This window comes from Metabacillus sp. RB-C-LZQ-3-1 (assembly GCF_058315175.1).
Genome location: NZ_JBZFLI010000013.1, coordinates 93,627 through 118,307 on the forward strand (window position 1 = coordinate 93,627; position 24,681 = coordinate 118,307).

Consider the following 24,681-nt stretch of genomic DNA (forward strand, 5'->3'; position numbering starts at 1 on the left):
ACCGACTCGTTTTTTATTTAGAAATTTTAGTTAACACATTATAAAGCCTGCTTGCAGCATCTGGAATACCTAAATCCTTTGATGCTTTCTTCATTTTATTTAGTTTAGATTCATTTAATAAAAGATCATCAATTTGAGACAATAACTTTTGACTATTAAGATCAACTTCCTTGATCATAATAGCAGCATCATGATCACTTAACGACCTTGCATTTACCTCCTGGTGGTTTGCAGTTACATAAGGACTTGGAATAAGAATACTAGGCAAGCCCAATGCCGTAATTTCAGCTAATGATGTTGCTCCAGCTCTAGAGACAATTAAGTCAACTGATGCCAATACTTCAGGCATATTATGAATAAATGGTTTTATGATGACATGTGCTGATTGATTTAATGTTTTCACTTCCTCAATCACCTTATCATAATGAACTTCTCCTGTTACATATACTACCTGATACGGCTTACCATCTAAAGATGGGATCATTTGTAATACAGCTTCATTTATTGCTTTTGCTCCACGGCTACCGCCGAAAATTAAGACTGTTTTTTTGTTTTTGTCAAGCCCAAGCGATTCGCGACCTTTGGCAGCATTTTGTCCTAACACTTCAGATGCACGTGGATTCCCAGTTAAAACTACTTTTTCTTCTGGAAAGTGTTTTCTTGCCTCTTCAAAACAAATGGCAACCTTGTCAACATATCTAGATAAAAATTTATTTGTAATACCGGGTAAACTATTTTGTTCATGAATCACAGTCGGGATCTTCATTTTTGATGCAGCATATACAACAGGTCCACATACATAACCTCCTGTGCCTATCACTACATCTGCTTTAAACTCTTTTAAATAACGCTTGCTACGTGAAACAGCTTTTACAAAACGAGTAACTGTTTTCACATTTTCAAATGAGAGCTTTCTTTTAAAACCTGAAATTTCTACAGATTTAAACGGAATGCCGGCTCGTTTTACGATATTATGCTCTAAGCCATTTTCGGTACCAATATATAAGAATTCAACATCAGAATGATGTTTTTTTATTTCATTAATTAATGCTAGTGCTGGATAGATATGTCCACCAGTTCCTCCACCACTTACTACAACTCTCATATTCTTTCCCCCAATAATATTTAATTTAAACATAGGTCGGGTATTTTTAAACCTATAAATAAAACTACTATGTAAATGTAATAAGGCTGACCATTAAGGACTGCCAGAGATTAAAAAGAAACCTCATGATCTGTCACTTACCTAGCGTCAGCCTCAATACCTTTTATTTTATATGATAAACAACCTATGTTAAAACATCTTTTACACTAATACTTTGAATATCTGCTAACATTTAATAAAACACCTATTGCCATTAACATTAATGTGAGAGATGACCCTCCGTAACTTAAAAATGGAAGGGTAATTCCTGTAACAGGCATTAAACCAGTTACAACCCCAATATTGATCATCACCTGTATCGCAACCATCGTTATGATACCAATGGCTAAAAAGCTGCCATATAAATCAGGAGCTCCAAGTGCAATTCTTACTCCCCTCCAGAGAAGCAAGCCAAATAACAAAATGACTAAAGATCCTCCAATAAAGCCTAGCTCTTCTGCTAATATCGCAAAAATAAAATCAGTTTGCGGCTCTGGTAGATAAAAGAACTTTTGTCGACTTTGTCCCAATCCTTGACCAAACAGTCCTCCTGGCCCAATAGCATAAAGAGATTGAATAATTTGAAAACCGCTGCCTAGTGGATCCTCCCATGGGTCTAAAAATGAGGTAATCCTTTTGATTCTGTAAGGTGCTGATAATACTAGTGCAACAAATCCAGCAATTCCAAGAAGGCCCAGCCATACAAAATGAACGACTCTTGCACCTGATACAAAGATCATCACTATACATGTGCCTACCATAACTGTACCCGTTCCTAAGTCAGGTTGAAGCATTATAATACCAAAAGCGGTAAAAACAAGGCCTAACGAAGGCAATAATCCTTTTTTAAACGATGTAATTTTTTTTTGATTTTCAGATAGGAATTTTGCTAAAAAAGCAATCATGGCCAATTTCATAAACTCTGAAGGCTGTATTGAAAATGCACCAACACCAATCCAACTACGAGACCCGTTCCTTTCCATTCCAATTCCCGGAATTAACACAGCAATTAAAAGAAAAAAACAGATAATAATAAGCATTTTTGCCCATGTTCTCCATGTCCAATAATCGACGTTCATCAAAAAAAACATCGCGATGACACCAACTCCAGCAAATAACAGCTGACGTTTAGCAAAAAAGAACGAATCATCAAATTTATACGTAGCCCATACAGCACTTGCACTATATACCATAATAAGGCCAATCGTTAAGAGTAGTAAAGTAAGGATAACTAAGATAAAATCTGGAGCAGACCTTTTCGCTGTCAACGCCCAACACCCCTGTATCAGTTTATTAAGGGCTGTATGGCACCATAGACAATTGCACAACCTGTGCTAAAAACCATGGCATTATAAACAGAATTCAACACGCATGCCTAACAAATGTTTAATATGTCCACATCAGAAGTATGGTTGATTCATTCGTACAAGCCCTTATTTAAGCTTATGCACGGCTTGAATAAAAATGTCTCCTCTTTCCTCAAAAGTTTTATACTGATCCCAACTAGCACATGCAGGGGATAACAATATAACATCATCTTTTTCAGAAACATCAAACGCCGTAGATACTGCTTTTTCTACATTATCGACACGTTTAATATGTTCTATTCCACTTTCTTTTGCAATTCTCTCTAGTTTTGGAGCCGTTTCACCAAAAAGCATCATTGCTTTTACATTTTTCAAAAATGGTTTCAATTCATCAAACTCATTTCCTCGATCAAGCCCGCCTGCCAGCAAAATTGTAGGTGATGAAAAAGCTTGAAGTGCCTTGCTTGTAGCAAGGATATTTGTAGCCTTTGAGTCATTATAAAAGCGGCGACCATTGACAGAATCTACATACTGAAGTCGATGTTTTACTCCTTGAAAGGTTGTTAACACCTTGTATATTGACTTATTTGACACGCCTCTTAATTTGACAGCTGCTATCGCTGCAAGAATATTCTCTACATTATGCTCTCCTGGTAATACGATATCTTGCAACTTGATGATTTTTTCACCCTTATACCAAATGAATTCATCTTGAATGTATACTCCATTTTCAGAGATCATTGATGTTGAAAAGTATATTTTTTGTGCATTAGATTTTTCTGAGAGAAAACAGACTTCTTTGTCATTTCTATTTATTATCGAAACATCCTCAGATGTTTGATTTTCATAAATTTTCCCTTTTGCACGTACATATTCATCTTTCGTTCCATGGTAATCTAAGTGTGCGTCAAAGATATTAAGAATCATGGCAATTGCAGGTTTAAATTCAATGGTTCCGAGCAATTGAAATGATGATAACTCCATGACAATGACATTTTCACTCGTTGCCCTTTGTGCTACTTCACAGGCAACAGTACCAATATTTCCAGCAATTAATGGCTGTTTGTGGTCCTCTTTCAGCATTTCATAAATGAGCGTTGTTGTCGTCGTCTTTCCATTCGAACCAGTGATTGCAATAATATCTGCTTCTGAAATTTTATAGGCAAGCTCGACCTCTGTTATGATCGGAATAAATTTCTCTTTTGCTCGAACTAGTAAAGGGTTTGAATATGGAATCCCGGGGTTTTTTACAATCAAATCAACCGGATACTCATCTATTAACGATAATGGATGTCCACCACCGACTACATCTATCCCCAGAGCTTTTAATTCTTTTACGATTACATCTTCTTCTGTTGCTTTTACATCATTAACCGTTACATTTGCCCCAAGCCGATGTAATAATTTAGCGGCCGCTAAGCCGCTTTTTGCTAAACCGATAACTAACACATTTTTATGTAAATAATCCTTCACATTTTTCAATTACAACCACACCTCAACATAAATTCCAAGTACTGCAAATAAAAGACCTACCGTCCAAAACGTTACAACAACTCTCCATTCTGACCATCCCACTAGTTCATAATGGTGATGAAGAGGACTCATTTTAAATACTCTTTTTCCTGTTGTTTTAAATGAGATAACTTGAATAATAACTGATAGTGTTTCGATAACAAAAACTCCACCAATTAGTACAAGTAAAATCTCAAGTTTAGTTAGGATTGCAATTGTTACAATCGCCCCACCTAATGCTAGAGAGCCTGTATCTCCCATAAATACTTTTGCAGGATGTGCATTAAAGACTAAGAATCCTAGAACTGCTCCTACAACAGCTACTGAGAATATTGCAACATCATATTGTGATTGATTCCAAGCTAGTACGGCAAAAGCACCAAAGGCTATGGCAGCTGTACCTGATAATAGGCCGTCTAATCCATCTGTTAAGTTAACAGCATTGGAACCCCCTACTAACATAAACACAACTAAAATCACATATCCCCAACCTAAATCAAATGTAAAGGCTGTGCCAGGTATGGAGATTTCTGTTGAAAAACCATATTGGGTGAAAACTAAATAGAAAATGACCGCAATGATCACTTGGCCAAGCAACTTCTGTCTTGATGTTAAACCAAGATTTCGTTTCATGACAACCTTAATAAAATCGTCTAGAAAGCCTAGTAAACCATATCCAAACGTCACGAATAATAGTAAGTACATTTCAACACTTAGTTGAGAAAATTTCCCTGTCATTACAATCGTTGTAATGATGATTGAAATAATAATCATTACGCCTCCCATAGTAGGAGTTCCAGATTTTTTCTGATGTGATTTTGGTCCTTCTTCTCTTATACTCTGACCAAACTTCAATCTTCTTAAAAACGGAATAATGATGGGGGATAGCAATACACTTATTAAGAATCCCATAACAATTGTAATTAAGATCACCTGTTCTAACATGCGTACACCTCCCCATGGAAAACTGATTCCTTATTATATACAAGCTTATCTTTTACGACAATATCATATGAGGTATTTTTTTGATTATGTTTTTCTAAACGGATTTTTTTCATCATCTTATCAACTTCTCTTTCTACCTTTGTTACCTATTCTTATGAAAGGTCTTAATTTTTCACAACTAAATTCGATTTTTTATCATTTTTAGAGCAATTTCTCTATCATCAAAATCAATAATCTCTGTTCCTATTTGTTGATACGTTTCATGACCTTTTCCAGCAATGAGAATAACATCACCTTTTCGGGCGTTTTTGATTGCATGGAAAATAGCTTCTTCTCTATTCACAATTGATGTATAATGGCGGCCTTCTACTCCTTTTTCCATGTCCTGCAAGATCGTTTTTGGATCTTCACTTCTTGGGTTATCTGAGGTAAAGATCGGTTCATCACTATTTTCTACAGCAATTTTAGCCATAAGAGGTCTCTTCGTTTTATCTCGATCCCCACCACAGCCAATGATACAAAAAACATTACCCTCTGCGAATTGCTTAATAGTATGAAGGACATTTTCAAGACTATCTGGTGTATGGGCATAATCCACTATTACGGTATAATCCTGACCTCCATCAACTAATTCAAAGCGACCTCTTACACCTTCCAATGATTCGATAGCATTCACAATTGTATCTAATGGAATTGATGAGCAGAGTGTAGCAGCAACAGCAGCTAAAACATTATAGACGCTGAACTTTCCAACCATTTGAATCGTGACTAACTTTGTTCCAACTGGGGTAATAAGCTGGAATGTAGTCCCCTTTGACGTCATTTTTATTTCCTTCGCCATAATATCTGCGTTACGATCAATTCCGTAAGTGACAATTTTAGCGGATGTCATTTTTTTATATTCTTCTGATGCTTCTTCATCTTCATTTAATACCGCATATTTCATACGATCATGATCAAATCGATTTCCAAGTTGCGCAAACAATAGACCCTTGGCATATTTATAGGCCTCCATTGTTTTATGATAATCTAAATGATCTTGTGTTAGATTCGTAAATACAGCTACATTAAAGTCACAACCATGGATTCTCCCAAGATGTAAGGCATGAGATGAAACCTCCATTACTGCATGCGTAACATCAGCATCCTTCATTTCTCTAAATGTCTTTTGAAGTGTCAAACTCTCTGGAGTTGTGTTTTTTACCTCTTTTTGTTGATCTCCAATTTTCATATACATGGTTCCAATCAGGCCTGTTTTTTTGTTCGCCTCATTTAGAATCTTTTCAATGATATGTGTAGTTGTTGTTTTACCATTTGTTCCTGTTACCCCGATAAGGTGCATCGAATGTGTAGGTTGGCCATAAAAAATATCAGCAAGTACAGCCATAGCACGTTTCGTGTCCTTTACAAGAATAACAGGAACCTTAACATCCAGCTCTCTTTCTGCAAGAATTGCCACAGCACCACTTTCAACTGCTTTTTGAGCAAAATCATGACCATCAACTGTATAGCCTTTTATACAAATAAACAAACTACCAGACTTAACTTCCCTAGAATCCATTTCAATAGAACTGATAGTTGGATTTGCTTCTGATATTGATAAATCATCATGCAAATATGTTAGTAATTCATTTAATTTCATATAATATTCCTACTTTCATTACTGGTTTTTAACTGCCTAAGTTTTAGACAATGTCAAACCATACTTTCATCAGTTATGTATTTTTTCTCCGTACTTATTTTATCTTACTTATGTAAAAAGAGCTATCTTTCCTTGCATTTTCTTAAGAAAAAGATGAAGAAATTTATTTTATGCTGTTATATTGTCAAGATGCTTTGACAAACCAACAAAAAGAAAGCGTGCCTATGCAATTTTTTTGCAAAAGGCAAGCTTTCTTCGTTTATTGGCTTTGTTTCATTTCCTTTTCCTCACCTAAATATACTCTAAGTGTGGACCCTTCCTTCACTTTTACACCTTTATTTGGGGATTGTTGCACAACAACATCTCCTTCACCAGATACATCAAGCTTCAAATTCACAAATTGTTCAGCCAGTTCTTGTTTTGATAGCCCTATAATATTCGGTACTTCGACAAGTTTTGTGTCGAGCCATTTATATTCTTTTTCAATTTGACCTTCTCTAGGCTTTACACCTATCTCAGGTAAAACATCTCTCATAATATTACCAACGATAGGTGCAGCTACCGTTCCACCAAATTGTATGGTATCTTTTGGATTGTCAACTGCGACATACACGACAATTTGCGGATCATCTGCAGGTGCAAATCCAATAAAAGAAACGATATGATTGTTTTCCATGTAACGACCATCTTTTACTTTTTGAGCAGTACCAGTTTTACCTCCAACGCGGTACCCATCAACAAATGCATTTCTACCAGATCCAAGTGCTACAACACTTTCAAGCGCATAACGAATTTCTTTTGATGTCTCTTCTGAAATAACCTTTCTTTTTGCTTCAGGTGTATTTCTTCTTATCACTTCATTTGTAACAGGATCTACCCATTCTTTCGCAATATATGGAGTATAAAGAACTCCTCCATTTATCGCAGCTGACACAGCTGCAACCTGTTGAATCGGAGTAACCGAAACCCCTTGGCCAAATGCAGTTGTCGCTAGTTCAACAGGACCAACCTGTTCAGGCTTAAACATAATACCTGTCCCTTCACCTTGTAAGTCAATTCCTGTTTTTTGCCCAAACCCAAAGTCCTTAATATACTTAAAGAGTGTTTCTTCACCTAACCTTTGTCCAAGCTCTACAAAACCCGGGTTACAGGAGTTTTGGACAACCTCTAAAAACGTTTGATGTCCATGTCCTCCTCTTTTCCAACACCTTAGTCTTGCACCATCAACTTCGACAGACCCAGAATCATTGAATTCGTCCTTCTTTAAATCTACTTTTCCTTCTTCTAAAGCTGCGGCTAATGTAATAATTTTAAATGTAGATCCTGGCTCATACGTACTCCAAACCGGCAAATTTCGGTTATAGATCATTGGATCTACTTCTTTAAAGTTAGCAGGATCAAAATCAGGTCTACTGGACATAGCCAAGATTTCCCCATTATTAGGATTCATAGCAATTGCTATAATGCCATCCGGATTGTAGGTAGCCTGGGCATTATCCAATTCTCTCTCCAGAATCGTTTGTACCCTTGAATCAATCGTTAACTTTAAATTATTCCCATCAACAGGTGCTGTATAATCGTCAGCTTCATCTGGCATCCTTTTTCCTTTGGCATCAGAGTAAAATTTCACATATCCCTTTTGCCCTTTTAACTGTTCATCATAATAAGCTTCAAGACCTAATAGCCCTTGGTTATCTATACCAGCAAAACCTAACACATGGGACAGGTAGCTTCCATAAGGGTAATATCTCACAGAATCTTCGGCTATATAGACTCCTTTAATGTTTAAATCCCTTACTTCATTTGCTTTTTCATGTGAAATTTTTCTACCCTCAGGATTGATCCTCTCGATTGATACCTTCTTCGTAATATGGTTATACGCTTTTTCCTCAGACATATTTAATACCGCTGCTAATTGTTTTGCAGCTTCTGCCGGATTCTCAATCTGCCTTGGTACAACATAAATCGTTGGTGCACTCATATTTGTCGCGAGCTTCACACCGTTACGATCTAGGATTTCCCCACGTTCAGGCTCAAAAGGAATATTTCTGCTCCATAAATCCTTTGCACCTGAAGTCAGTGTATTACCAAGAAAGAATTGAACATATCCTAGACGTATATCAATCACTAAGAAAATGAGAAAACCGAAAAGTAACGTCAAAGCAAGACGTTTTCGAACGGTCACATTAGATACCCGCATATCCTTTATTCCTCCTTGTCTAGGCTCGTTCACATATATATGCTTGTACTAAGAAAGGTAGAACAGAAAACGAGTAGCCAGAGATACATCCACCTATTTGATCTTTAACATTGACTCTTACTTCTTCATTTTTAATTGACCTATTTAGGGTTTATAGTAGACAAAAAAAGGCCAAATACATGCCAATATAGCAATTCTATCTACTAGAATTCATCTATATCAGAATCTATTTGAGCCCTATCCTACTTATTTTTCGTTATTCAGTTGCTTCACTGTTTTTTTCTTTTTTTACTTCATTAGAACTAAGTGTTACCGTTAGGACGTCTCCTTTTTTCAAGATGGTATCCTTCTTAATACTTTGTTTTGTGACATACCCAGAACCTTCTGCTTTTATTGATAAACCTAATAAATTTCCTAGCTTCATCACATCACGTTTAGACCAGCCCGTTAAGTCAGGTATTTTCGCATTTTCAGAGGTTTGAATGAATATTTTTTCATTTGTCATCATCTCTGATCCAGCAGCTGGATATTGGGAGATTACTTCTTTTCCAGTACCAAGTGCAATTGGTTCTAAGCCTAACTCTTTCAAACGATTTATCGCATCAGCGGGAGCTAAATCCACCATTTCAGGAAGTTTAATCCCATTTGAAGTTGTCTTAGACTGGTTATTTGATTTAACCTCTTCAGTTGGTTCTATTTGCAAGTATTGTAAACTATTTTTCATGACAGTATTAAAGATCATGGATACAGGTACTGATCCTGCTTTACCTTTTAAATCAGGCTGTTGAACCGCGACATAGACAACAAGCTCAGGATCCTCCTTAGGCGCCATTCCTAAGAAAGAAAAGATATAATTATCATGCCCAGTTAAATAACCTTTTCCATTTGGATTTGGAATTTGAGCTGTTCCTGTTTTCCCTGCTACTTCATATCCGTCAATTTTATACGGTTTACCAGTACCTCCCTCTGCACTTACAACTGTTTCTAAAATATCGAGGGTTTCCTTAGCTGTTTTTTCAGATATTGGCTGAGAAACAACCTTTGGACTGTTTTCTTTTACTATTTCATCTGTATCTTGATCAACTATTTTTTCAATAACATATGGCTTCATCATTTTTCCGTTATTTCCAATTGCAGTTGCTGCTTGAACTAGTTGAATCGGTGTAATAGCTGAAGCTTGGCCGAATGCTGTAGATACTTTATCAATTTCATAATTGTAGTTAATTTTGCTTTCCGCTTCGTTCGGTAAATCAATCCCCGTTTTTTTCGTAAATCCAAACTTATCTAAATATTGATATAATCTATCTGTTCCTAGCAATTCCTTCGCTAAAATGGAGAATCCAACATTTGATGATTTTTGAACACCTTCATCAAAAGTGATAGGACCCCAGCCTCCACGTTTATGGTCACGAATAACAGAAGGACCAACAGCATATGAACCAGATTGAAAGGTTGCATTTCCATTATATACTCCTTCTTCAATAGCAGATGCTAGCGTAAAGATTTTCATTGTCGATCCCGGTTCAAAAGGATATGAAATTACATCATTATAATATGAGGTAATGTCCCTTTTATTAGGATCGAAGCTAGGACGCTGAGCCATCGCAAGAATCTTTCCTGTCTTAGGGTCTGCCACGACAGCGATTATTTTTTCCGGTGAATATTCCTCTACAACTTGATTCATAGAATCTTCTAAAAAAGTTTGTATTTTTTGATCAATTGTTAAATAGACATTATTCCCATTCTTTGGAGCAACAATTTTATCATTACTATTCGGAAGCTTCCAATTATAGTGATCTTTTTCAAATTTTATATACCCATCTTTTTCGTGAAGATATTTTTCTAATGTTTTTTCAAGTCCCATCATTCCAACTGTTTCTCCTGTGTCCTCTTTGGTTTGAGCATATCCAATTAGGTGAGAAGCAAATAATCCATTTGGGTAAAAACGTTGTGTATCACGAATAAAAGTAATTCCCGGGAGCTCTAATTCTTCAATCTTTTCTTTCAATGTGTGGCTAATATCACGACCAGCTGTACCAAATTCAACCTGATACAAATCTTTCGAGAGAATTTTTTTGACTTCGTTTACTTCCAAATTAATCAATGGTGCAATTTTTTCAGCCGTTTCTTCTACATCAACAACATGTTGAGGGTTATCAGGATCAGTTGTAATTTTATCATCCAAAATGGCAACGAGTTTATAGGATGACTTATCTTCAGCAATTACTTCACCTTTTCGATCTAAGATTGAACCTCTTTTCGCTTCAATTGTTCGTTGACTTTCATACAGCTCTTCTGCTCTAGCAGCTAGGGCTTGTCCATGAACTGATCCAGTTGATTGAATATAAAAGAAACGAATAAAAATAGTGAAAAATAGCACACCAAATAGTAACGCTAAAAATGCAGCGCCTCTATTCATGTTCTTGTTTTTCTGTGTCAATTTCATACTAAACCTCCTATGGTGTATCATACCACCTTGGAATATGATTTGGGTAGGATAGAATGAAGAGGATGACTTTAGAGTCATCCTCTTGGTTTATATCACTATTAATTTTGTACACTCTTTACGTTATTTTGGTCTAATGTCAACCCAAGCTCTTTTGCCTTTTCCCATATACGGTCATATGTACTTAATTCCTCTACCTGAACATGGAGGTCACTGTTTAACTTTGTTTGTTTCTCAATCTGAGCTTCAATTTCTTGTATTTCAATATTTGCTTGATAAACAGAATACGAATTCGACACAATCGCAATTGCTCCAATAACAAATAAAGAAACAAACACTAAAATGAGAAATTTCTCTCCTGGTGTAATAGTGGCTCTTCTTTTAACAATTATTGGTTCCTGTTTTGGTATGTGTTGGATCTGTTCTTGACGTTGTTGCTCTAATTTCATTGCTAAATTACTCATTTTTTGCAACCTCCTTTGTTTTTAAGTACCAACTTTTTTATATTTTTTCAGCAATACGTAGCTTTGCTGATCTTGCTCGATTGTTTTCTTCTAGCTCCTGCTCACTTGGCAATATAGGCTTTCTCGTAATAAGCTTTACCTTAGGTTCATACCCTTCTGGTATAAAAGGCATATTCCTAGGAAGTTCAGGTGGTGTAGCAGCTTCTTTAAAGGCGGTTTTACAAATTCGATCCTCAAGGGAATGAAAAGTAATAACACTCACTCTTCCTTGCGGCTTTAACAACTCAATGGATTGAGCTATCGCCTCTTCAAAAACTTTTAATTCGTCATTAACAGCAATTCTTATGGCTTGAAAAATCCTTTTTGCAGGATGTCCACCCTTTCTTCTAGCTGGCGCAGGAATTGCTTCTTTAATAATGTCCACCAATTCCCCTGTCGTACGAATCGGCTGTACCTCTCTTTGAGACTCAATCTTTCTGGCAATTTGTTTTGAGAATTTCTCTTCTCCATACCGGAAAAAGATTTTCACTAATTCCTCGTATGACCAGCTGTTAACAACCTCATAAGCTGATATATCTGATTGCTGATCCATTCTCATATCTAAAGGTGCATCATGATGGTAGCTAAATCCACGCTCAGGAGTATCCAGCTGAGGTGATGAAACTCCAAGATCAAATAAAATTCCATCAACCTTGTCAACTCCTAATTCCGCCAATTTTTCTGTTAAATACCGAAAGTTGCTTTTGATAAACGTTACTTGACCTTCATATTCTGAAAGCTTTTCCTTTGCATTTTTAAGTGCTACATCATCTTGATCAAATGCATATAGATGACCCTTTTGTGATAGCTTTGAGAGAAGGTAACTACTATGGCCCGCTCCCCCTAGAGTACAATCAACATAAACGCCATCTTCTTTAATATTTAAGCCATCTACAGTTTCTTTCAATAACACAGTTGTATGTTTAAACATAAGTTGTACCACCTCATCAAATCAGTTTCCTACTTTAGAAACCAAAACATAGGGTTGTTAACGATCCCTATTCTTGGCTTACCTTTAGCTTGTCCATTTTATGATTTGTTTTATTGCTAAAGTGAAGATTAGAGATCAAAGTCAATCATATTTTCCGCAATTTCCTCAAAAGAATCTTCCTGTTCAGCAACATAGTTTTCCCAAATGGACTTACTCCATAACTCAATCCGATTTGAAACGCCGATAACAACACATTCTTTCTCTAGTTTTGCATATTGCAGTAATGGTGTGGCGATATTAACACGACCTTGTTTATCAATTTCACATTCAGTCGCACCTGAAAAGAAAAAACGAGTAAATGCACGAGCATCTTTTTTCGTCAATGGGAGTGCTTTTAGCTTTTCTTCAATTACTTTCCATTCACTCATTGGATAAACAAATAAACACTGATCCAAGCCTCTAGTGATCACAAATGAATCTCCAAGGCCCTCCCTAAACTTTGAAGGGACGATCATTCTGCCTTTTATATCAATGGTGTGATGGTATTCTCCCATAAACATGCTCGATGTCCCCACTTTCTCTCCCTAACTCACCACTTCCCCCCACTTATCTCCACTTCTATTCTACATTTCTTTCCACAAAAAAAAAACCCTGTATTCACAGGATTTTCAAAAAACTTTTATTTAAATTTTGACAATTTTATGTTTTCCATTAAAAGAATATGACAAGTTTAGCAATTCTCCAACAAATTCCGGGCCAAACTTGTTTAAATAGTAATATATATTCCAAACTCTTTCTTGTGGATGCAAGCCTGGCATTAACTCTAATTCAATCGATTGAAACTTTGATAGTAAAACTTCGTGCTGTTGTCTTTTTCTTTTTTCAACTGTTTTAGAAAAGAAATCTAGATGACCTTTAATAAATTCCCCGTTCTTTTTTAACAACGGCTTTAAGCTAGGATCAATTTTAAGGGCTTCCTCAATTAATGATGCATGAATCTCTGAGATATCATTTTTCGCTTTTTCAATGAGAGGATTCATGTCTATTGGTGTTTCTTTTTGAAGGAACCGCTCAATTGCTTTCTCTACGCCCTCATATAATACTTCTTCTATACTAACTCCTGTTTCTTCAATATTTCTTTCAATTGCTCTTTCCACAAAAGTTATTTGTAGTCTTGGCAATACAGGCGGCATTTTCATTTCAAATAGGGAAAACACCTTTTTTAATTCTGCCCAGTACGTTACTTCCCCTGGCCCAGCAATAAACGCTAATGTTGGAAATAAATACTCTTGCATGATGGGTCTTGTTACGACATTGTTACTAAACTTCTCAGGAGATGTTTCAATTAAGTCGATTAACTCAGCTTTTGAAAGCGATAAACCTATGTCTGATATATGAAACTCATCGTTTGCTCGTCTTTCCAATAAAAATCGTTCACCATTATGGTGATAAAAGAAATTCGCACTTTTATCAGCCATTTCAATTATTGGGCGATATTGATGATCCTTCATTTCTAGTTGTTGTGATTGTACAGCATGAAAAATCTCCTCATTACGATCAACGATTGATCGAAAACAAGCCTTCTCTAACGATTTTAATTGGGGGTCTCCAGAATTAATGAGCACAAGTCCTGTTTGACCAAATAGTGTTAGGATGAGCTTTTCAAAAAAATCAACATACGTATTCGACTGTTCAATACATTCTTTCATACTACTGATTAAGTTATTGGAGTAATCTGTTTCTCCATAAGCTTCAAAAACCTGCTCTACCCATTCGATTGTTTTTTGTCGATTTATTGGCAGTTCAGCAACAGATTGTTTCTTTAAAGGATAATCTTTTATAGCTAATTTTTTTGCTATTTTATTTTTCTTAATAAAAACATGATTAATTTCTGCAAAATCATGATCTTCACCTGCTATCCAGAATACAGGAATAACTGGCACACCTAATTGATTTTCTTCATCTTTTGCAAGTTTTATAATCGAAATAATTTTATGTATTGTATATAAAGGACCTGTTAATAAGCCAGCTTGCTGACCGCCAATCACAACTAAACTGTTTGGATCCTTTAGTCTTTCAATATTTTCTAGAGTTTTCTCATTTTGATTTAAACATCGGTTTGTGTAATCCCTTAAGTATGCTGACAACTCTTCACGCTGAAAAGAGCGATTTTTCAATTCCGCTGCTCTGCTTTGATATACTTCAGGAGAGTGAACATTATAATCGAAAAATAGTTCGTTGTTTAAGGTTTGATCATTCAAGTCATTTACTAATTGGTTAGAAGAGCGCAGGGAGAGTTCAACAATCTCCATATAAAACTTCCTTTCTCGATTAAAATCTTATGTTGGCTCAATTCGAGTACTTTAACACTTTTCATTTCCTTATGCATTATAAAGGAAAGATGTTTTTTATGACCCCAGATGTAAAGCCAATGACGGTTAATACAATATAGCTTGTAACAAAAAGTAAAAATGTTAGTCTCCATGTTTTTCTTGTGATCTTTTTTATGGAAAGACTTTTGGATTTTCTGTACTCAACAAAATAGACAAACAATAATAAACAACCTATAACTAGTAAAATGAAAAGTAAAAATGATTGTTTAAAAATAGTAATAAAATGGAAGTGTACTGAGATAATAAAAAAAATGGTTGAAAAATCAATTGTTAAAACTAATGACTTTCTTTTGTTATCACTGAAAATACGTATGATAATATACAGCAAAAACAAACTGATGATTGGTAAAGTAATTAAAATTGAAATAATCCAGTTTAAGAAACCACCCATATGCACACCCCTCTAATTACCTTCAATCCCTTTAATCGCATGATATAGAAATGATACATTAGGGATGTTCTTTTCATTAGCATTCAAAATTAGATACCCTAAAATCGAATCAATTTCTGTTGGCCTTCCCTGTTGAATATCCCGAAACATGGAAGATTCATTTTCAGCCGTTTTCGAACAAATATTGCTCACATGGTCCCAAAGCTCTTCTTTTCCCTCCATCCCAAGAATTGATATGACTTCTTCGAAAAGGTCATAGAATAACTTTTTATAATATATATTTGTCATTAAATCTCCATTTTTGACCCGTAAAACAGCTGTTAACGGATTAATAGTAGCATTTACAATCAATTTCCTTTTTAACATCGCCTCCCAATCAGTCAAGAATTCGATTGGAAAATGATGTGGTTGACTGTTTACCAATTCACCTATATCACATTTAAGCCCTTCATGATTTTGATAAAGAGCAAGCTTTGTCGTACCCTCTCCTGTATGATGAACAATATGGTCTTCTACCTTTAATGCTCCATGCTCTGCAATCCCTACTACAACATGATGATGTAACAAGGAAGCTAAGCGACGAATATGTCCCATGCCATTTTGCAGAAAAACGATGGTTCTAGGACTAAGTGTTTTTAGTTCGTTTATGATTGAATCCAAATGATATTGTTTTACGGTTATAATCAGTAAAGACTCCGTATACGTTTTTATTGCTGTTGCTTGAACAATCGCAGTATCTTGAAAATCCCCTTTAACTATCCGTATTCCTAAGCTATTAATTTGGTCAGCTTGTTCCTGCCGGTTTGTATACAACGTTACTTTATGCTGTTTCGAAAGATAGTACGCATAAAGAAGACCTAATGATCCTGCACCCACTATTCCAATTTCCATAAATGTCACCCACTATTACTTAAACAATCTTCCAGGCTTTCGTGCATATTGTTAATTAATCGTTTTAAACATTAATCAGCACAATCATATCAAAAATAACAACATGAATACTAGAATTTTGCCTATATTATCTAATAAAAATCAATTACGTTACTTCATTGTCTTTTTAAACTGTAAGCGTTTATTCTTTTGCGTACCATAGACTTCTCTCTCCATGATATAATGAATTTATTAATTACTTTCATCTATTTTACATGATCTTTATTTTTAGATTATGGCACCAAGGGGGAAAAACTATGTTAAAAGTTGAAAGATTATTAGTCAATTATAAGACCTTAGAGGAATTTAAAAAGTTTAAAGAATATGGAATACAGGAACTTTCAATGCTTGAAGATCTTCAATCAAACATGATTGAAAATGACAGCGACTCTCCGTTTTATGGTATTTACTATGGTGATAAGCTTGTAGCTAGGATGAGCCTTTATCGAATTGACAAAAAATTTGATCATTATTTTCAACCCAAGCAAGATTACCTTGAACTTTGGAAACTGGAGGTTCTACCTAATTATCAAGGAAAAGGCTATGGAAGTGCTCTTGTAGATTTTGCTAAATCGTATCAACTTCCGATCAAAACAAACCCAAGAATAAAATCAAGTGAGTTTTGGACGAAGATGGGCTTTGAGCCTGTCAAATATGATTTAGACCGGGATAAAGGAGAAAACCCATTAGTTTGGTATCCGGCAGGAACTACTCAGCAGTAAATAAGTAATGAAATAGAATTGTATTCACATACCTCCATGCTTATCTATCGAACTGATAGGATAAAAATACAGCACGGGAAAGATTATAATCTTTCCCGTGCTGTATTTTTATAAGCTTATTTTTCCACTCTTTCTAAATTCCCATTCTTATCCATTTGGAATTTAACCTTTCTGCTTCTTTCATCTTCTTGGAGGATTACCATTTTTCTTGCCCGATCCATGATTTCAATTAGGGCCCGGTAATCCTCTTCAACGATCTGGATATGATTGACAAGAGATTGTTTTTCCTGTTGTAACTCAGCTACTTTTCTTTCTAAACCTTGGATTTTCATTTTCAATTGACTATTTTCTTCTTGGACCACTTGAAGAGAGGGAGCTTCCTCATATTGCTTGAGGAATGAAATAAGCTCTCTAATTGTATTTTTTGAATGTGAACCTACAGATTCTGTAACAGGAACTTCAACAGATACTTCTTTTTTAGATTCTGTTTCATCTTTTGTTTCTTGAGAAGTGCGAGTTCTAAGCTCTTTCCTTTGTTTCTTCGCAAGTTCAATACCAGTTTTATATTGTTTTCGAACATAAGAATTCCATCTAAATCCACATGCTGCAGGTGTTCTTGATAATTTGCGACCTACTTCCTCAAAAGCCGCAAGTTGGGTAGCCCCTTCACGAATATGCCTCAACACAACTTCCGCTAACAATAAGTCTTCATCATGTGTCCATGCATCTTGACGTGTAGTTGTCATGATAATCTCCCTCCATTAATTACTTTTTTCTATACATATGCAGCTAATAGATTAAGTAGACTACATTACACTCTATTATGTAAGAAAATGAGAAGGACATTATCACCCCTTTGAACATACCGTTCTTTTGGCAGCATGCTTATAATGGTAGAAATTTACTTTCAATTTATTTAGTTTCATTTGTTCCTAGAAAGAAATTTTTCCACAGCTAGATGGTGATCGTCAGATGCCCACAATTCAGCACAACTGTTAATTTCAGTCATCATCCGTGAGTAAAGATTTGATCTTATCCATTGATCGACCTTAATTGCTTTGTAAGCTCTTAAAACAGACGAATTTTTAATCAAGGCTTGATCCATGAATTCATAGGCTTTTTGGATAAAAGATTGTTCAGAAACTATTTCAGTGATGAAACCTATTTCTTTTGCTTTGTCAGCTGATATGGTTTTAGCTGAGAATAAGAGAGACATCGCATTGTCATAGGTTAATTTTTCATGTAATATTGTTGCGCCACCCCAGCCAGTTATAATAGATAATCTCCCTTGGATAAAACCGACAGTAATCCCTTGTTTGGCAACCCTAAAATCACATGCAGCCGCAATCTCACAGCCGCCGCCAAAAGCTAATCCATTTAAAAACGCAAACGTTGGAAGCGGAAATGTCATAAGCTGGTATAAGACTTCTCCCATTTTCGATAACATTTCGTATGCTTCATCTCTTGTTTTTATGTTCTTAAAAACCTCAATATCCCCGCCAGAGCAAAAGGCTTTTTCTCCTTCCCCAACTAAAACAATGGCCCTTAATTCTTTATTTGATTGCAAATTATGTAAATTTTCAGTCAATTCTTCCATTATTTCAAAATCAATAGCATTTAACTTTGAAGGTCTACTAAGCTTAAGCTCAATGACACCTTTAATAGGTTCAGTAATGATCACTTTATTCATAAACATAATCCTTTCTTATTTTTGCAAAAAACTTATTGCTATAAAAAAAGCGCAAGAATCAAAGATTCTTACGCTTTTTAAGCTGTTAGAAATGTATTATTTGCTAACAACATCTTTTCCTTTGTATGTTCCACATGCTTTACATACACGGTGAGCAAGTTTGCTTTCACCGCAGTTTGGGCATTCTACCATACCAGGTACTTGTAGTTTAAAATGTGTACGACGTAGTCGTTTTTTCGTTTTAGAAGTTCTTCTAAAAGGTACAGCCATTATTCCCACCTCCTTAAAGAGCATTGCGCATAAAGAAACCGATAAGCACCGGTTCAATTGCTGTTGTTATAAGCTATAGAAAAAAAATTAGCTTTCTTCATTTTCGAAGAACTTAGCTAGTCCAGCCAACCGAGGATCAACTTTATTGTTCTGATCTTCTTCTGAGATCACTTCCCAGTCTTTTCCCGCTTGTGGAGCAGCACCTTCTTCATTTGTTACATCATCACAGAACACCTGCATAGGAATTTCAACAACTATGATCTCTTTAATAATAGGGATTAGATCAATTACATCACCCTCTGGAAGATATAACTCCTCTTCCGTTTCATAGTCTGCTGGTTTTAATAAGAAAGTTTCCGTTGTATCAATTGAAAATGGATACGGAACATCCACTAAAGTTCGAGAACAAGGTAAAACCATTGAACCTGAAATTGATAAGTGGAATGTAACCTTGGTCGAGCTAATATCAGCTCTACCTTTAACATTCACAGGCGAAATGTCTCGAATATCCGGATGGGTTCTGACTAAATCGCTTAGATCAATTTCCTCATCAATCTTTAAACCCTTGCTTTGCAATTGATGTAGCTGACTAATTGTCCATTTCAATACATATCACCTCAAGGCAACAAAGGTAATTATAGCCTTCGCAATAATATTTGTCAATATTTTTTCTTTACAGTGTAAGTATACATGATAATCTAATTATTTCAAAATAAAATCAAGACTTTTCACAAGGTAAATACTTAAAACACACTTCTGATCCATGATGAAACTTTGGATATTTTTCACAATTCCATTAATTAATTTTCATTCTTAGAAAAACATTTTAACAAATGAGATATAATGTTAAAGAATTGGTTAACGTGATAGTAACTAATCTTTAGAACAAATTGTTAAATGTGGTGAGAAAATGAATGTATTAGGAATCGTTGTAGAATATAATCCTTTTCACAATGGCCATTTATTCCATTTAAATGAGTCTAAGAAAGAAACGAATGCTGATATTGTCATAGCCGTCATGAGTGGACATTTCTTACAACGTGGCGAACCGGCAATTGTATCAAAATGGTCGAGAACTGAGATGGCACTTGCATCTGGTGTTGACCTTGTAGTCGAATTGCCTTATGCATTTGCCACCCAAAAGGCTGAAACATTTGCAAATGGGGCTGTTTCTATACTAGATGCCCTTTTCTGTGATTCCCTTTGTTTTGGGAGTGAAACAGGAGACATAGAGCCGTTTTTGATAACAAACGAGCTTTTGACTGAATCGAATCACAAATACGAAGAATTCATTCATCAGTATGTAAAAACAGGGGTCAGTTATCCTAAGGCACTGACTCTAGCATTCCAAAACCTTAGTTTTGGAGAATTTAAAACTTCTCCATTAGATCTTTCATTACCAAACAACATTTTAGGGTTTCATTATGTGAAAGCTATACACGATCAGCATTCAACGATAAAACCAGTGACAATAAAGCGAACATCTGCTGGATACCATGATCTTCATTTCAATTCTTCAACAATTGCCAGTGCAACTAGTATTCGCAAAGCCATTTTTTCAGGTAATCGTGATATAGGTGCCTATGTTCCTAATCACACACACCAACTTCTAAACGACTATGAACAAAAACACCATGCTCTTCATCAATGGGAATGCTATTTTCAATTTTTAAAATATCGAATTTTGACAATGAGCTTAGATGAAATGAACGCAATTTATGAGGCAGAGGAAGGACTTGAAAATAGATTAAAGCAGCATATCCAAAAAGCAACAAGTTTTCATGATTTTATGGAAAGAATTAAAACAAAGAGATATACCTGGACAAGACTTCAAAGATTATGTACTCATATTTTAACAAATACTACAAAAAGTCAAATGGATGGTAATATCACCAAAAAAGCTCCTTATATTAGGCTGTTAGGGATGTCATCTACAGGTCAAGAGTATCTAAGAGAACATAAAAAAAAGGTGAAATTACCAATAATCTCAAAGCTTTCAACCTTTCATCATCCGATATTAGATCTTGATATAAAGGCAGCGAATACATATTATATGATTACACCTGAACCCTATCGGTCTAGCCTGCTCCAAAAAGAATTTGCAACTCCGCCTATTCGGATTAATTAGATTAGAAATATGCAAGAGCTTTGAAGCCTTGGGCAATTAAGTCGATTTGGAATAGTTTCATTTCCAAATTGATCCTAGAGGAGTTACAAAACCGGCATCGCTGGCTGTAGGACTTGCACACCCTGTGCTTCGTGTCTAAACACAAAAACTCAGTACTAAATTTAACTTTCCTTTTAAAAAAAGCTTTCGCTATATCTTTATTGCGAAAGCCTTTTTTTCCAATTTTATGCTTTTTTTGTTTCTAGGTTCTGTAAGTATTCAACAGCTTCATCAAACGTATCAACCGGGATAATCTTCATGTCCGTACCGATCTTTTTCCCTGTTTCAACAGCCTCTTTGTAATTAGATATTGGATTCCCCTTTTCATTTGGTGCAAGAAAAATATCGATTCCCTCTTTGTCAGCCGCAACAATTTTCTGTGAAATACCACCAATCGGACCTACTTCCCCTTCAGCATTTATCGTACCAGTTCCAGCAATCTGATACCCTCTTGTTAAATCCCCTTCTGTTAATTGGTTGTAAATTTCAAGTGACATCATAAGCCCAGCAGATGGGCCGCCTATTTCCTCTGTCTGAAGTTCAATTTTAGGCTCTACATTCATTTGTCGATCAGTTACTAATGAAATGCCAAGCCCTACTTTTTCCGGATGATCTGGAAATGGGGCTAATGTTATTTGAGCTTCATCCTGCTTCCCATCTCTTTCAAACTTTATGTTGACTTGTTCTCCTTGTTTTTTTGTTCCTACATACTCAATAAATTCTTCAGCAGTTTGAAACTCTATAGAATCTACTTTATAAATCCGATCCCCTACCTCTAACACCGATGCAGCAGGCATTTCTTTTATAACACCATCTACATAGATACCATGAAACGTATATTCTACTTTCTTATTTGCCTTTTGATAAGCAACAGAGATAGCTGATTCTTGAGAAACTTCCATCATATGTAATTGTCTGTTCATGTATTCTTTATCAGACTCATCTTCTCTCTTTATTTCTTCTAAAGGGTGAATATAATAAAACTCGTTTAATTTTGCCCACATATATGTTAAAGGATTCGCTCTGCCAAATCGAACAGTAGTTAAGGAAAAACTCCCTTCTTCATCTTCAAATCCATTTTCAACCTTGATAATGGGCTCTAGTTCTGAAGCCATACCAGGTTGCGTAATATAGAATGGAAGTTTTATAAATGACATAATTAGCAAAATGATTGCTAAAACTAAACCAGATCGAAAAATAGTTCTACTCTTCATCAGAGTGATTCTCCTTCCACTTCTCAATTAATTCTTTTATTTTAGGAATATGTTGACTCGCTTCCAATTCTCCAATTTCTATAATTTCCTTAATGTTTGTAAAAGCTCTTGAGCTATATTGCTCAACATGAGGTCGGATCATAACATCAGAAGCAATCTCTCTGTGATGTACAAGCTCATCCTGCATGATATCTAAACTTTGAAGAATCACATCGAAGATTGAAGTAATATCTTCATTTTTCTTAACATGTGATACATCCACTGCAATCACAATATCTGCCCCCATATCTTTCACAACAGACACAGGTACACGGTCTACTACTCCACCATCCACTAATAGTTTACCATCAATTTTTTCCGGAACAAAGATTCCTGGAATAGCGATGCTTGCTCGTACTGCATCTGCAACAGGTCCACTATTAAATATAACCTTTTTTCCATCATATAAATCTGTCGCAACAACTGCAACAGGAATATCTAGCTCTTCAAAGTTTTTTTGATGGGTGAATAATCGAATGAGTTCTTTCACTCGATTCCCTGAGATAAACCCCATCTTTGGAACCGTATAGTCCAGATAATATTTTCGTTTAAAAGCCAAAGCAAATTGGTATAGCCTTTCTAAACTTATCCCAGCAGCATAGAAACTTCCTACTAATGCCCCCATACTGCTACCTGCGATTAGGTCAATAGGAATCCCGTTCTCTTTTAAAACCTTTAAAACTCCTAAATGAGCAAGCCCTCTTGCACCACCCGAACCAAGCGCTAGTCCTATTTTAGGTTCTCGTTCCAAGGAGAATCCCTCCTTACCAATCATCACCGAAATGTCTTTAACAATTCTCACCTTTTTTATCATTATAACTTTTTGTTACGACTATAGTATTCAAGCATTTTCAAACTAATGAATAAACATGTATGAGATTCTTATGGTCTAAATTCTATACCTATTTACGTATATTGAATTAATGAGGATGTACAAGTACTTGAACTCTGTTTTTTTAGTTCTAGATGCTTAAAAGATAGTGCTTAAATTAGGAGGCGTCATATTTTGAGTTTTTCATCAAAACTAAAAACAATGTTCATAGCCATTTTTATTAGCGGTTTAACGATCGCGATTATTCTAAATCCAAAAGAATCACTTGATGCTTCTCTTAGAGGATTAACCATTTGGTGGGAAGTTGTATTTCCATCATTGCTTCCCTTTTTTATTGTATCAGAACTTCTCATCGGATTTGGTGTAGTAAAATTTATCGGTGTTCTATTAGAACCATTAATGAGACCTATATTCTGTGTACCTGGGGTTGGGGGATTTGTATGGGCTATGGGAATGGCTTCAGGAAATCCGGCTGGTGCAAAGCTTACTGCAAGATTAAGACAAGAAAAACAACTAACTTCAATTCAAGCAGAGCGATTAGTATCATTCACAAGTTCTTCAAATCCATTATTTATTTTCGGTGCTGTGGCTGTAGGCTTTTTTGATAAACCCGCACTTGGAATCCTATTGGCTTCTGCACATTATTTAGGTAACCTCTGTGTTGGCCTTTCAATGAGGTTCTATGGAAAATCAGATGAATCATTTGATTCAGAGAAAAAAAGAACTTTCCCTTCGCTTGTACAGGCATTTAAAGAGCTTCATTCGACAAGAATCAAGGAGACACGACCACTAGGAAAAATGCTTGGAGATGCTGTTATTTCTTCTATCCAAACTTTATTGATGATCGGCGGGTTTATCATTCTTTTTTCAGTATTTAATAAAATATTAGCCATCATTCATGTTACCCAATTAATCGGTTTGGTCTTTTCAGGTGCCTTGGCATTATTGCATATCGCTACAGACCTAAGTGTTCCTTTAATTACAGGAATATTTGAAATTACGCTTGGGAATCAACTTGTGAGCGAGTCTGATGCAAATTTACTTGATAAAATCATGATTGCGAGCTTTATTTTAGCATTTGGTGGATTATCAATTCAGGCTCAAGTGGCAAGTATTTTAGCTGATACAGATATTCGTTTTAAACCTTTTTTTATCGCAAGGATTTTACAGGGGATTTATTCATCTTTTATCGCTTTCTTACTATTTAATCCACTATATTTAAACCTACAATCTTATAACACTTACGAAATACCTGTTATGTTAATGAAACATGGGCCAAGCTGGGCTAAAGAATATTGGGAAATGATTGTTCATAATGGTCCACTCGTCACAATTATTTCTCTCCTTCTATATGTAATACTTTACGGAAAAAGAAACGTATTTACGAAAGCAAGTTAAAAAGG

22 protein-coding genes are annotated in these 24,681 nt (G+C 35.5%); 3 read left to right on the plus strand and 19 right to left on the minus strand.

Going from position 1 to position 24,681, the window contains the following annotated elements; genetic code table 11:
* Positions 1-13: 13 nt before the first annotated feature.
* The 13 genes from murG to AC4GZ8_RS18845 form a co-directional block, all read right to left on the minus strand.
* Positions 14-1,105, minus strand: coding sequence for an undecaprenyldiphospho-muramoylpentapeptide beta-N-acetylglucosaminyltransferase (gene murG / locus AC4GZ8_RS18785; RefSeq protein ID WP_491083420.1), 1,092 nt, complete (start codon positions 1,103-1,105; stop codon positions 14-16).
* A gap of 206 nt (positions 1,106-1,311) precedes the next feature.
* Positions 1,312-2,412, minus strand: a complete 1,101-nt coding sequence (gene spoVE / locus AC4GZ8_RS18790) for a stage V sporulation protein E (RefSeq protein ID WP_491083421.1) — start codon at positions 2,410-2,412, stop codon at positions 1,312-1,314.
* Positions 2,413-2,577: 165 nt separating this feature from the next.
* Positions 2,578-3,933: a UDP-N-acetylmuramoyl-L-alanine--D-glutamate ligase gene (gene murD, locus AC4GZ8_RS18795; RefSeq protein WP_491083422.1), complete on the minus strand. Its 1,356-nt coding sequence runs from the start codon at positions 3,931-3,933 to the stop codon at positions 2,578-2,580.
* The gene (gene mraY, locus AC4GZ8_RS18800; protein ID WP_491083423.1) at positions 3,934-4,908 is read right to left on the minus strand and encodes a phospho-N-acetylmuramoyl-pentapeptide-transferase; all 975 of its coding nucleotides are present in this window, start codon (positions 4,906-4,908) and stop codon (positions 3,934-3,936) included.
* Between the two features lie 178 nt (positions 4,909-5,086).
* Entirely contained in the window at positions 5,087-6,550 is a 1,464-nt protein-coding gene (locus tag AC4GZ8_RS18805) for a UDP-N-acetylmuramoyl-L-alanyl-D-glutamate--2,6-diaminopimelate ligase (RefSeq protein WP_491083424.1), read from the minus strand.
* Between the two features lie 259 nt (positions 6,551-6,809).
* The gene (locus AC4GZ8_RS18810) at positions 6,810-8,750 is read right to left on the minus strand and encodes a stage V sporulation protein D (RefSeq protein WP_491083425.1); all 1,941 of its coding nucleotides are present in this window, start codon (positions 8,748-8,750) and stop codon (positions 6,810-6,812) included.
* Between the two features lie 256 nt (positions 8,751-9,006).
* Positions 9,007-11,190 (minus strand): penicillin-binding transpeptidase domain-containing protein, encoded by a 2,184-nt coding sequence (locus AC4GZ8_RS18815; RefSeq protein ID WP_491083458.1) that lies wholly within the window; start codon positions 11,188-11,190, stop codon positions 9,007-9,009.
* A gap of 107 nt (positions 11,191-11,297) precedes the next feature.
* On the minus strand, positions 11,298-11,660 hold the full coding sequence (gene ftsL, locus AC4GZ8_RS18820) for a cell division protein FtsL (RefSeq protein WP_491083426.1): 363 nt from the start codon (positions 11,658-11,660) through the stop codon (positions 11,298-11,300).
* Between the two features lie 37 nt (positions 11,661-11,697).
* The gene (rsmH, locus tag AC4GZ8_RS18825; RefSeq protein ID WP_491083427.1) at positions 11,698-12,630 is read right to left on the minus strand and encodes a 16S rRNA (cytosine(1402)-N(4))-methyltransferase RsmH; all 933 of its coding nucleotides are present in this window, start codon (positions 12,628-12,630) and stop codon (positions 11,698-11,700) included.
* A 128-nt stretch (positions 12,631-12,758) separates the two neighbouring features.
* Entirely contained in the window at positions 12,759-13,190 is a 432-nt protein-coding gene (gene mraZ / locus AC4GZ8_RS18830; protein WP_491083428.1) for a division/cell wall cluster transcriptional repressor MraZ, read from the minus strand.
* A gap of 123 nt (positions 13,191-13,313) precedes the next feature.
* On the minus strand, positions 13,314-14,942 hold the full coding sequence (gene bshC / locus AC4GZ8_RS18835; RefSeq protein WP_491083429.1) for a bacillithiol biosynthesis cysteine-adding enzyme BshC: 1,629 nt from the start codon (positions 14,940-14,942) through the stop codon (positions 13,314-13,316).
* Between the two features lie 76 nt (positions 14,943-15,018).
* Complete coding sequence (locus AC4GZ8_RS18840; RefSeq protein WP_491083430.1) at positions 15,019-15,414, minus strand: DUF3397 domain-containing protein; 396 nt, start codon at positions 15,412-15,414, stop codon at positions 15,019-15,021.
* 12 nt (positions 15,415-15,426) lie between these two features.
* Positions 15,427-16,305 carry a 2-dehydropantoate 2-reductase gene (locus AC4GZ8_RS18845; protein WP_491083431.1) on the minus strand — a complete coding sequence of 293 codons (879 nt, stop codon included), beginning with the start codon at positions 16,303-16,305 and terminating at the stop codon, positions 15,427-15,429.
* Positions 16,306-16,601: 296 nt separating this feature from the next.
* Between AC4GZ8_RS18845 and AC4GZ8_RS18850 the strand changes: the two genes are divergently transcribed.
* Positions 16,602-17,066, plus strand: coding sequence for an N-acetyltransferase (locus tag AC4GZ8_RS18850; RefSeq protein ID WP_491083432.1), 465 nt, complete (start codon positions 16,602-16,604; stop codon positions 17,064-17,066).
* Between the two features lie 116 nt (positions 17,067-17,182).
* Here the strand turns inward: AC4GZ8_RS18850 and AC4GZ8_RS18855 are convergent, their stop codons facing one another.
* The 4 genes from AC4GZ8_RS18855 to AC4GZ8_RS18870 all read right to left on the minus strand — a co-directional run bounded on the left by AC4GZ8_RS18855 (position 17,183) and on the right by AC4GZ8_RS18870 (position 19,632).
* Positions 17,183-17,812, minus strand: a complete 630-nt coding sequence (locus tag AC4GZ8_RS18855; protein ID WP_491083433.1) for an RsfA family transcriptional regulator — start codon at positions 17,810-17,812, stop codon at positions 17,183-17,185.
* Positions 17,813-17,988: 176 nt separating this feature from the next.
* The gene (locus tag AC4GZ8_RS18860; protein WP_491083434.1) at positions 17,989-18,756 is read right to left on the minus strand and encodes an enoyl-CoA hydratase/isomerase family protein; all 768 of its coding nucleotides are present in this window, start codon (positions 18,754-18,756) and stop codon (positions 17,989-17,991) included.
* A gap of 96 nt (positions 18,757-18,852) precedes the next feature.
* On the minus strand, positions 18,853-19,026 hold the full coding sequence (gene rpmF / locus AC4GZ8_RS18865) for a 50S ribosomal protein L32 (RefSeq protein WP_491083435.1): 174 nt from the start codon (positions 19,024-19,026) through the stop codon (positions 18,853-18,855).
* An 87-nt stretch (positions 19,027-19,113) separates the two neighbouring features.
* Positions 19,114-19,632 carry a YceD family protein gene (locus tag AC4GZ8_RS18870; RefSeq protein ID WP_491083436.1) on the minus strand — a complete coding sequence of 173 codons (519 nt, stop codon included), beginning with the start codon at positions 19,630-19,632 and terminating at the stop codon, positions 19,114-19,116.
* Between the two features lie 304 nt (positions 19,633-19,936).
* Between AC4GZ8_RS18870 and AC4GZ8_RS18875 the strand changes: the two genes are divergently transcribed.
* Entirely contained in the window at positions 19,937-21,154 is a 1,218-nt protein-coding gene (locus AC4GZ8_RS18875) for a nucleotidyltransferase (RefSeq protein WP_491083437.1), read from the plus strand.
* A gap of 224 nt (positions 21,155-21,378) precedes the next feature.
* Here the strand turns inward: AC4GZ8_RS18875 and AC4GZ8_RS18880 are convergent, their stop codons facing one another.
* Together AC4GZ8_RS18880 and AC4GZ8_RS18885 are read right to left on the minus strand one after the other, a co-directional pair.
* The gene (locus AC4GZ8_RS18880) at positions 21,379-22,407 is read right to left on the minus strand and encodes a SepM family pheromone-processing serine protease (RefSeq protein WP_491083438.1); all 1,029 of its coding nucleotides are present in this window, start codon (positions 22,405-22,407) and stop codon (positions 21,379-21,381) included.
* A complete protein-coding gene (locus AC4GZ8_RS18885; RefSeq protein ID WP_491083459.1) occupies positions 22,397-23,221 on the minus strand; it encodes a patatin-like phospholipase family protein in 825 nt (274 codons plus the stop codon). Before AC4GZ8_RS18885 ends, AC4GZ8_RS18880 begins: the two co-directional genes overlap by 11 nt.
* Before the next feature lie 258 nt (positions 23,222-23,479).
* Here AC4GZ8_RS18885 and ylbJ point away from each other — a divergent pair, with 258 nt between their 5' ends.
* The gene (ylbJ, locus tag AC4GZ8_RS18890) at positions 23,480-24,676 is read left to right on the plus strand and encodes a sporulation integral membrane protein YlbJ (RefSeq protein ID WP_491083460.1); all 1,197 of its coding nucleotides are present in this window, start codon (positions 23,480-23,482) and stop codon (positions 24,674-24,676) included.
* Positions 24,677-24,681 lie beyond the last annotated feature (5 nt).

What these genes read in the sequence shown, in the direction of transcription:
- mraY (WP_491083423.1), bottom strand. Translation starts at nt 4,908, where the DNA reads ATGTTAGAACAGGTGATCTTAATTACAATTGTTATGGGATTCTTAATA.
- ylbJ (WP_491083460.1), top strand. Translation starts at nt 23,480, where the DNA reads ATGTTCATAGCCATTTTTATTAGCGGTTTAACGATCGCGATTATTCTA.
- AC4GZ8_RS18840 (WP_491083430.1), bottom strand. Translation starts at nt 15,414, where the DNA reads ATGGGTGGTTTCTTAAACTGGATTATTTCAATTTTAATTACTTTACCA.
- mraZ (WP_491083428.1), bottom strand. Translation starts at nt 13,190, where the DNA reads ATGTTTATGGGAGAATACCATCACACCATTGATATAAAAGGCAGAATG.
- ftsL (WP_491083426.1), bottom strand. Translation starts at nt 11,660, where the DNA reads ATGAGTAATTTAGCAATGAAATTAGAGCAACAACGTCAAGAACAGATC.
- AC4GZ8_RS18845 (WP_491083431.1), bottom strand. Translation starts at nt 16,305, where the DNA reads ATGGAAATTGGAATAGTGGGTGCAGGATCATTAGGTCTTCTTTATGCG.
- AC4GZ8_RS18810 (WP_491083425.1), bottom strand. Translation starts at nt 8,750, where the DNA reads ATGCGGGTATCTAATGTGACCGTTCGAAAACGTCTTGCTTTGACGTTA.
- AC4GZ8_RS18860 (WP_491083434.1), bottom strand. Translation starts at nt 18,756, where the DNA reads ATGAATAAAGTGATCATTACTGAACCTATTAAAGGTGTCATTGAGCTT.
- AC4GZ8_RS18855 (WP_491083433.1), bottom strand. Translation starts at nt 17,812, where the DNA reads ATGACAACTACACGTCAAGATGCATGGACACATGATGAAGACTTATTG.
- AC4GZ8_RS18875 (WP_491083437.1), top strand. Translation starts at nt 19,937, where the DNA reads ATGAATGTATTAGGAATCGTTGTAGAATATAATCCTTTTCACAATGGC.
- bshC (WP_491083429.1), bottom strand. Translation starts at nt 14,942, where the DNA reads ATGGAGATTGTTGAACTCTCCCTGCGCTCTTCTAACCAATTAGTAAAT.
- AC4GZ8_RS18805 (WP_491083424.1), bottom strand. Translation starts at nt 6,550, where the DNA reads ATGAAATTAAATGAATTACTAACATATTTGCATGATGATTTATCAATA.
- AC4GZ8_RS18885 (WP_491083459.1), bottom strand. Translation starts at nt 23,221, where the DNA reads ATGATTGGTAAGGAGGGATTCTCCTTGGAACGAGAACCTAAAATAGGA.
- AC4GZ8_RS18850 (WP_491083432.1), top strand. Translation starts at nt 16,602, where the DNA reads ATGTTAAAAGTTGAAAGATTATTAGTCAATTATAAGACCTTAGAGGAA.
- rsmH (WP_491083427.1), bottom strand. Translation starts at nt 12,630, where the DNA reads ATGTTTAAACATACAACTGTGTTATTGAAAGAAACTGTAGATGGCTTA.
- murG (WP_491083420.1), bottom strand. Translation starts at nt 1,105, where the DNA reads ATGAGAGTTGTAGTAAGTGGTGGAGGAACTGGTGGACATATCTATCCA.
- AC4GZ8_RS18880 (WP_491083438.1), bottom strand. Translation starts at nt 22,407, where the DNA reads ATGAAGAGTAGAACTATTTTTCGATCTGGTTTAGTTTTAGCAATCATT.
- rpmF (WP_491083435.1), bottom strand. Translation starts at nt 19,026, where the DNA reads ATGGCTGTACCTTTTAGAAGAACTTCTAAAACGAAAAAACGACTACGT.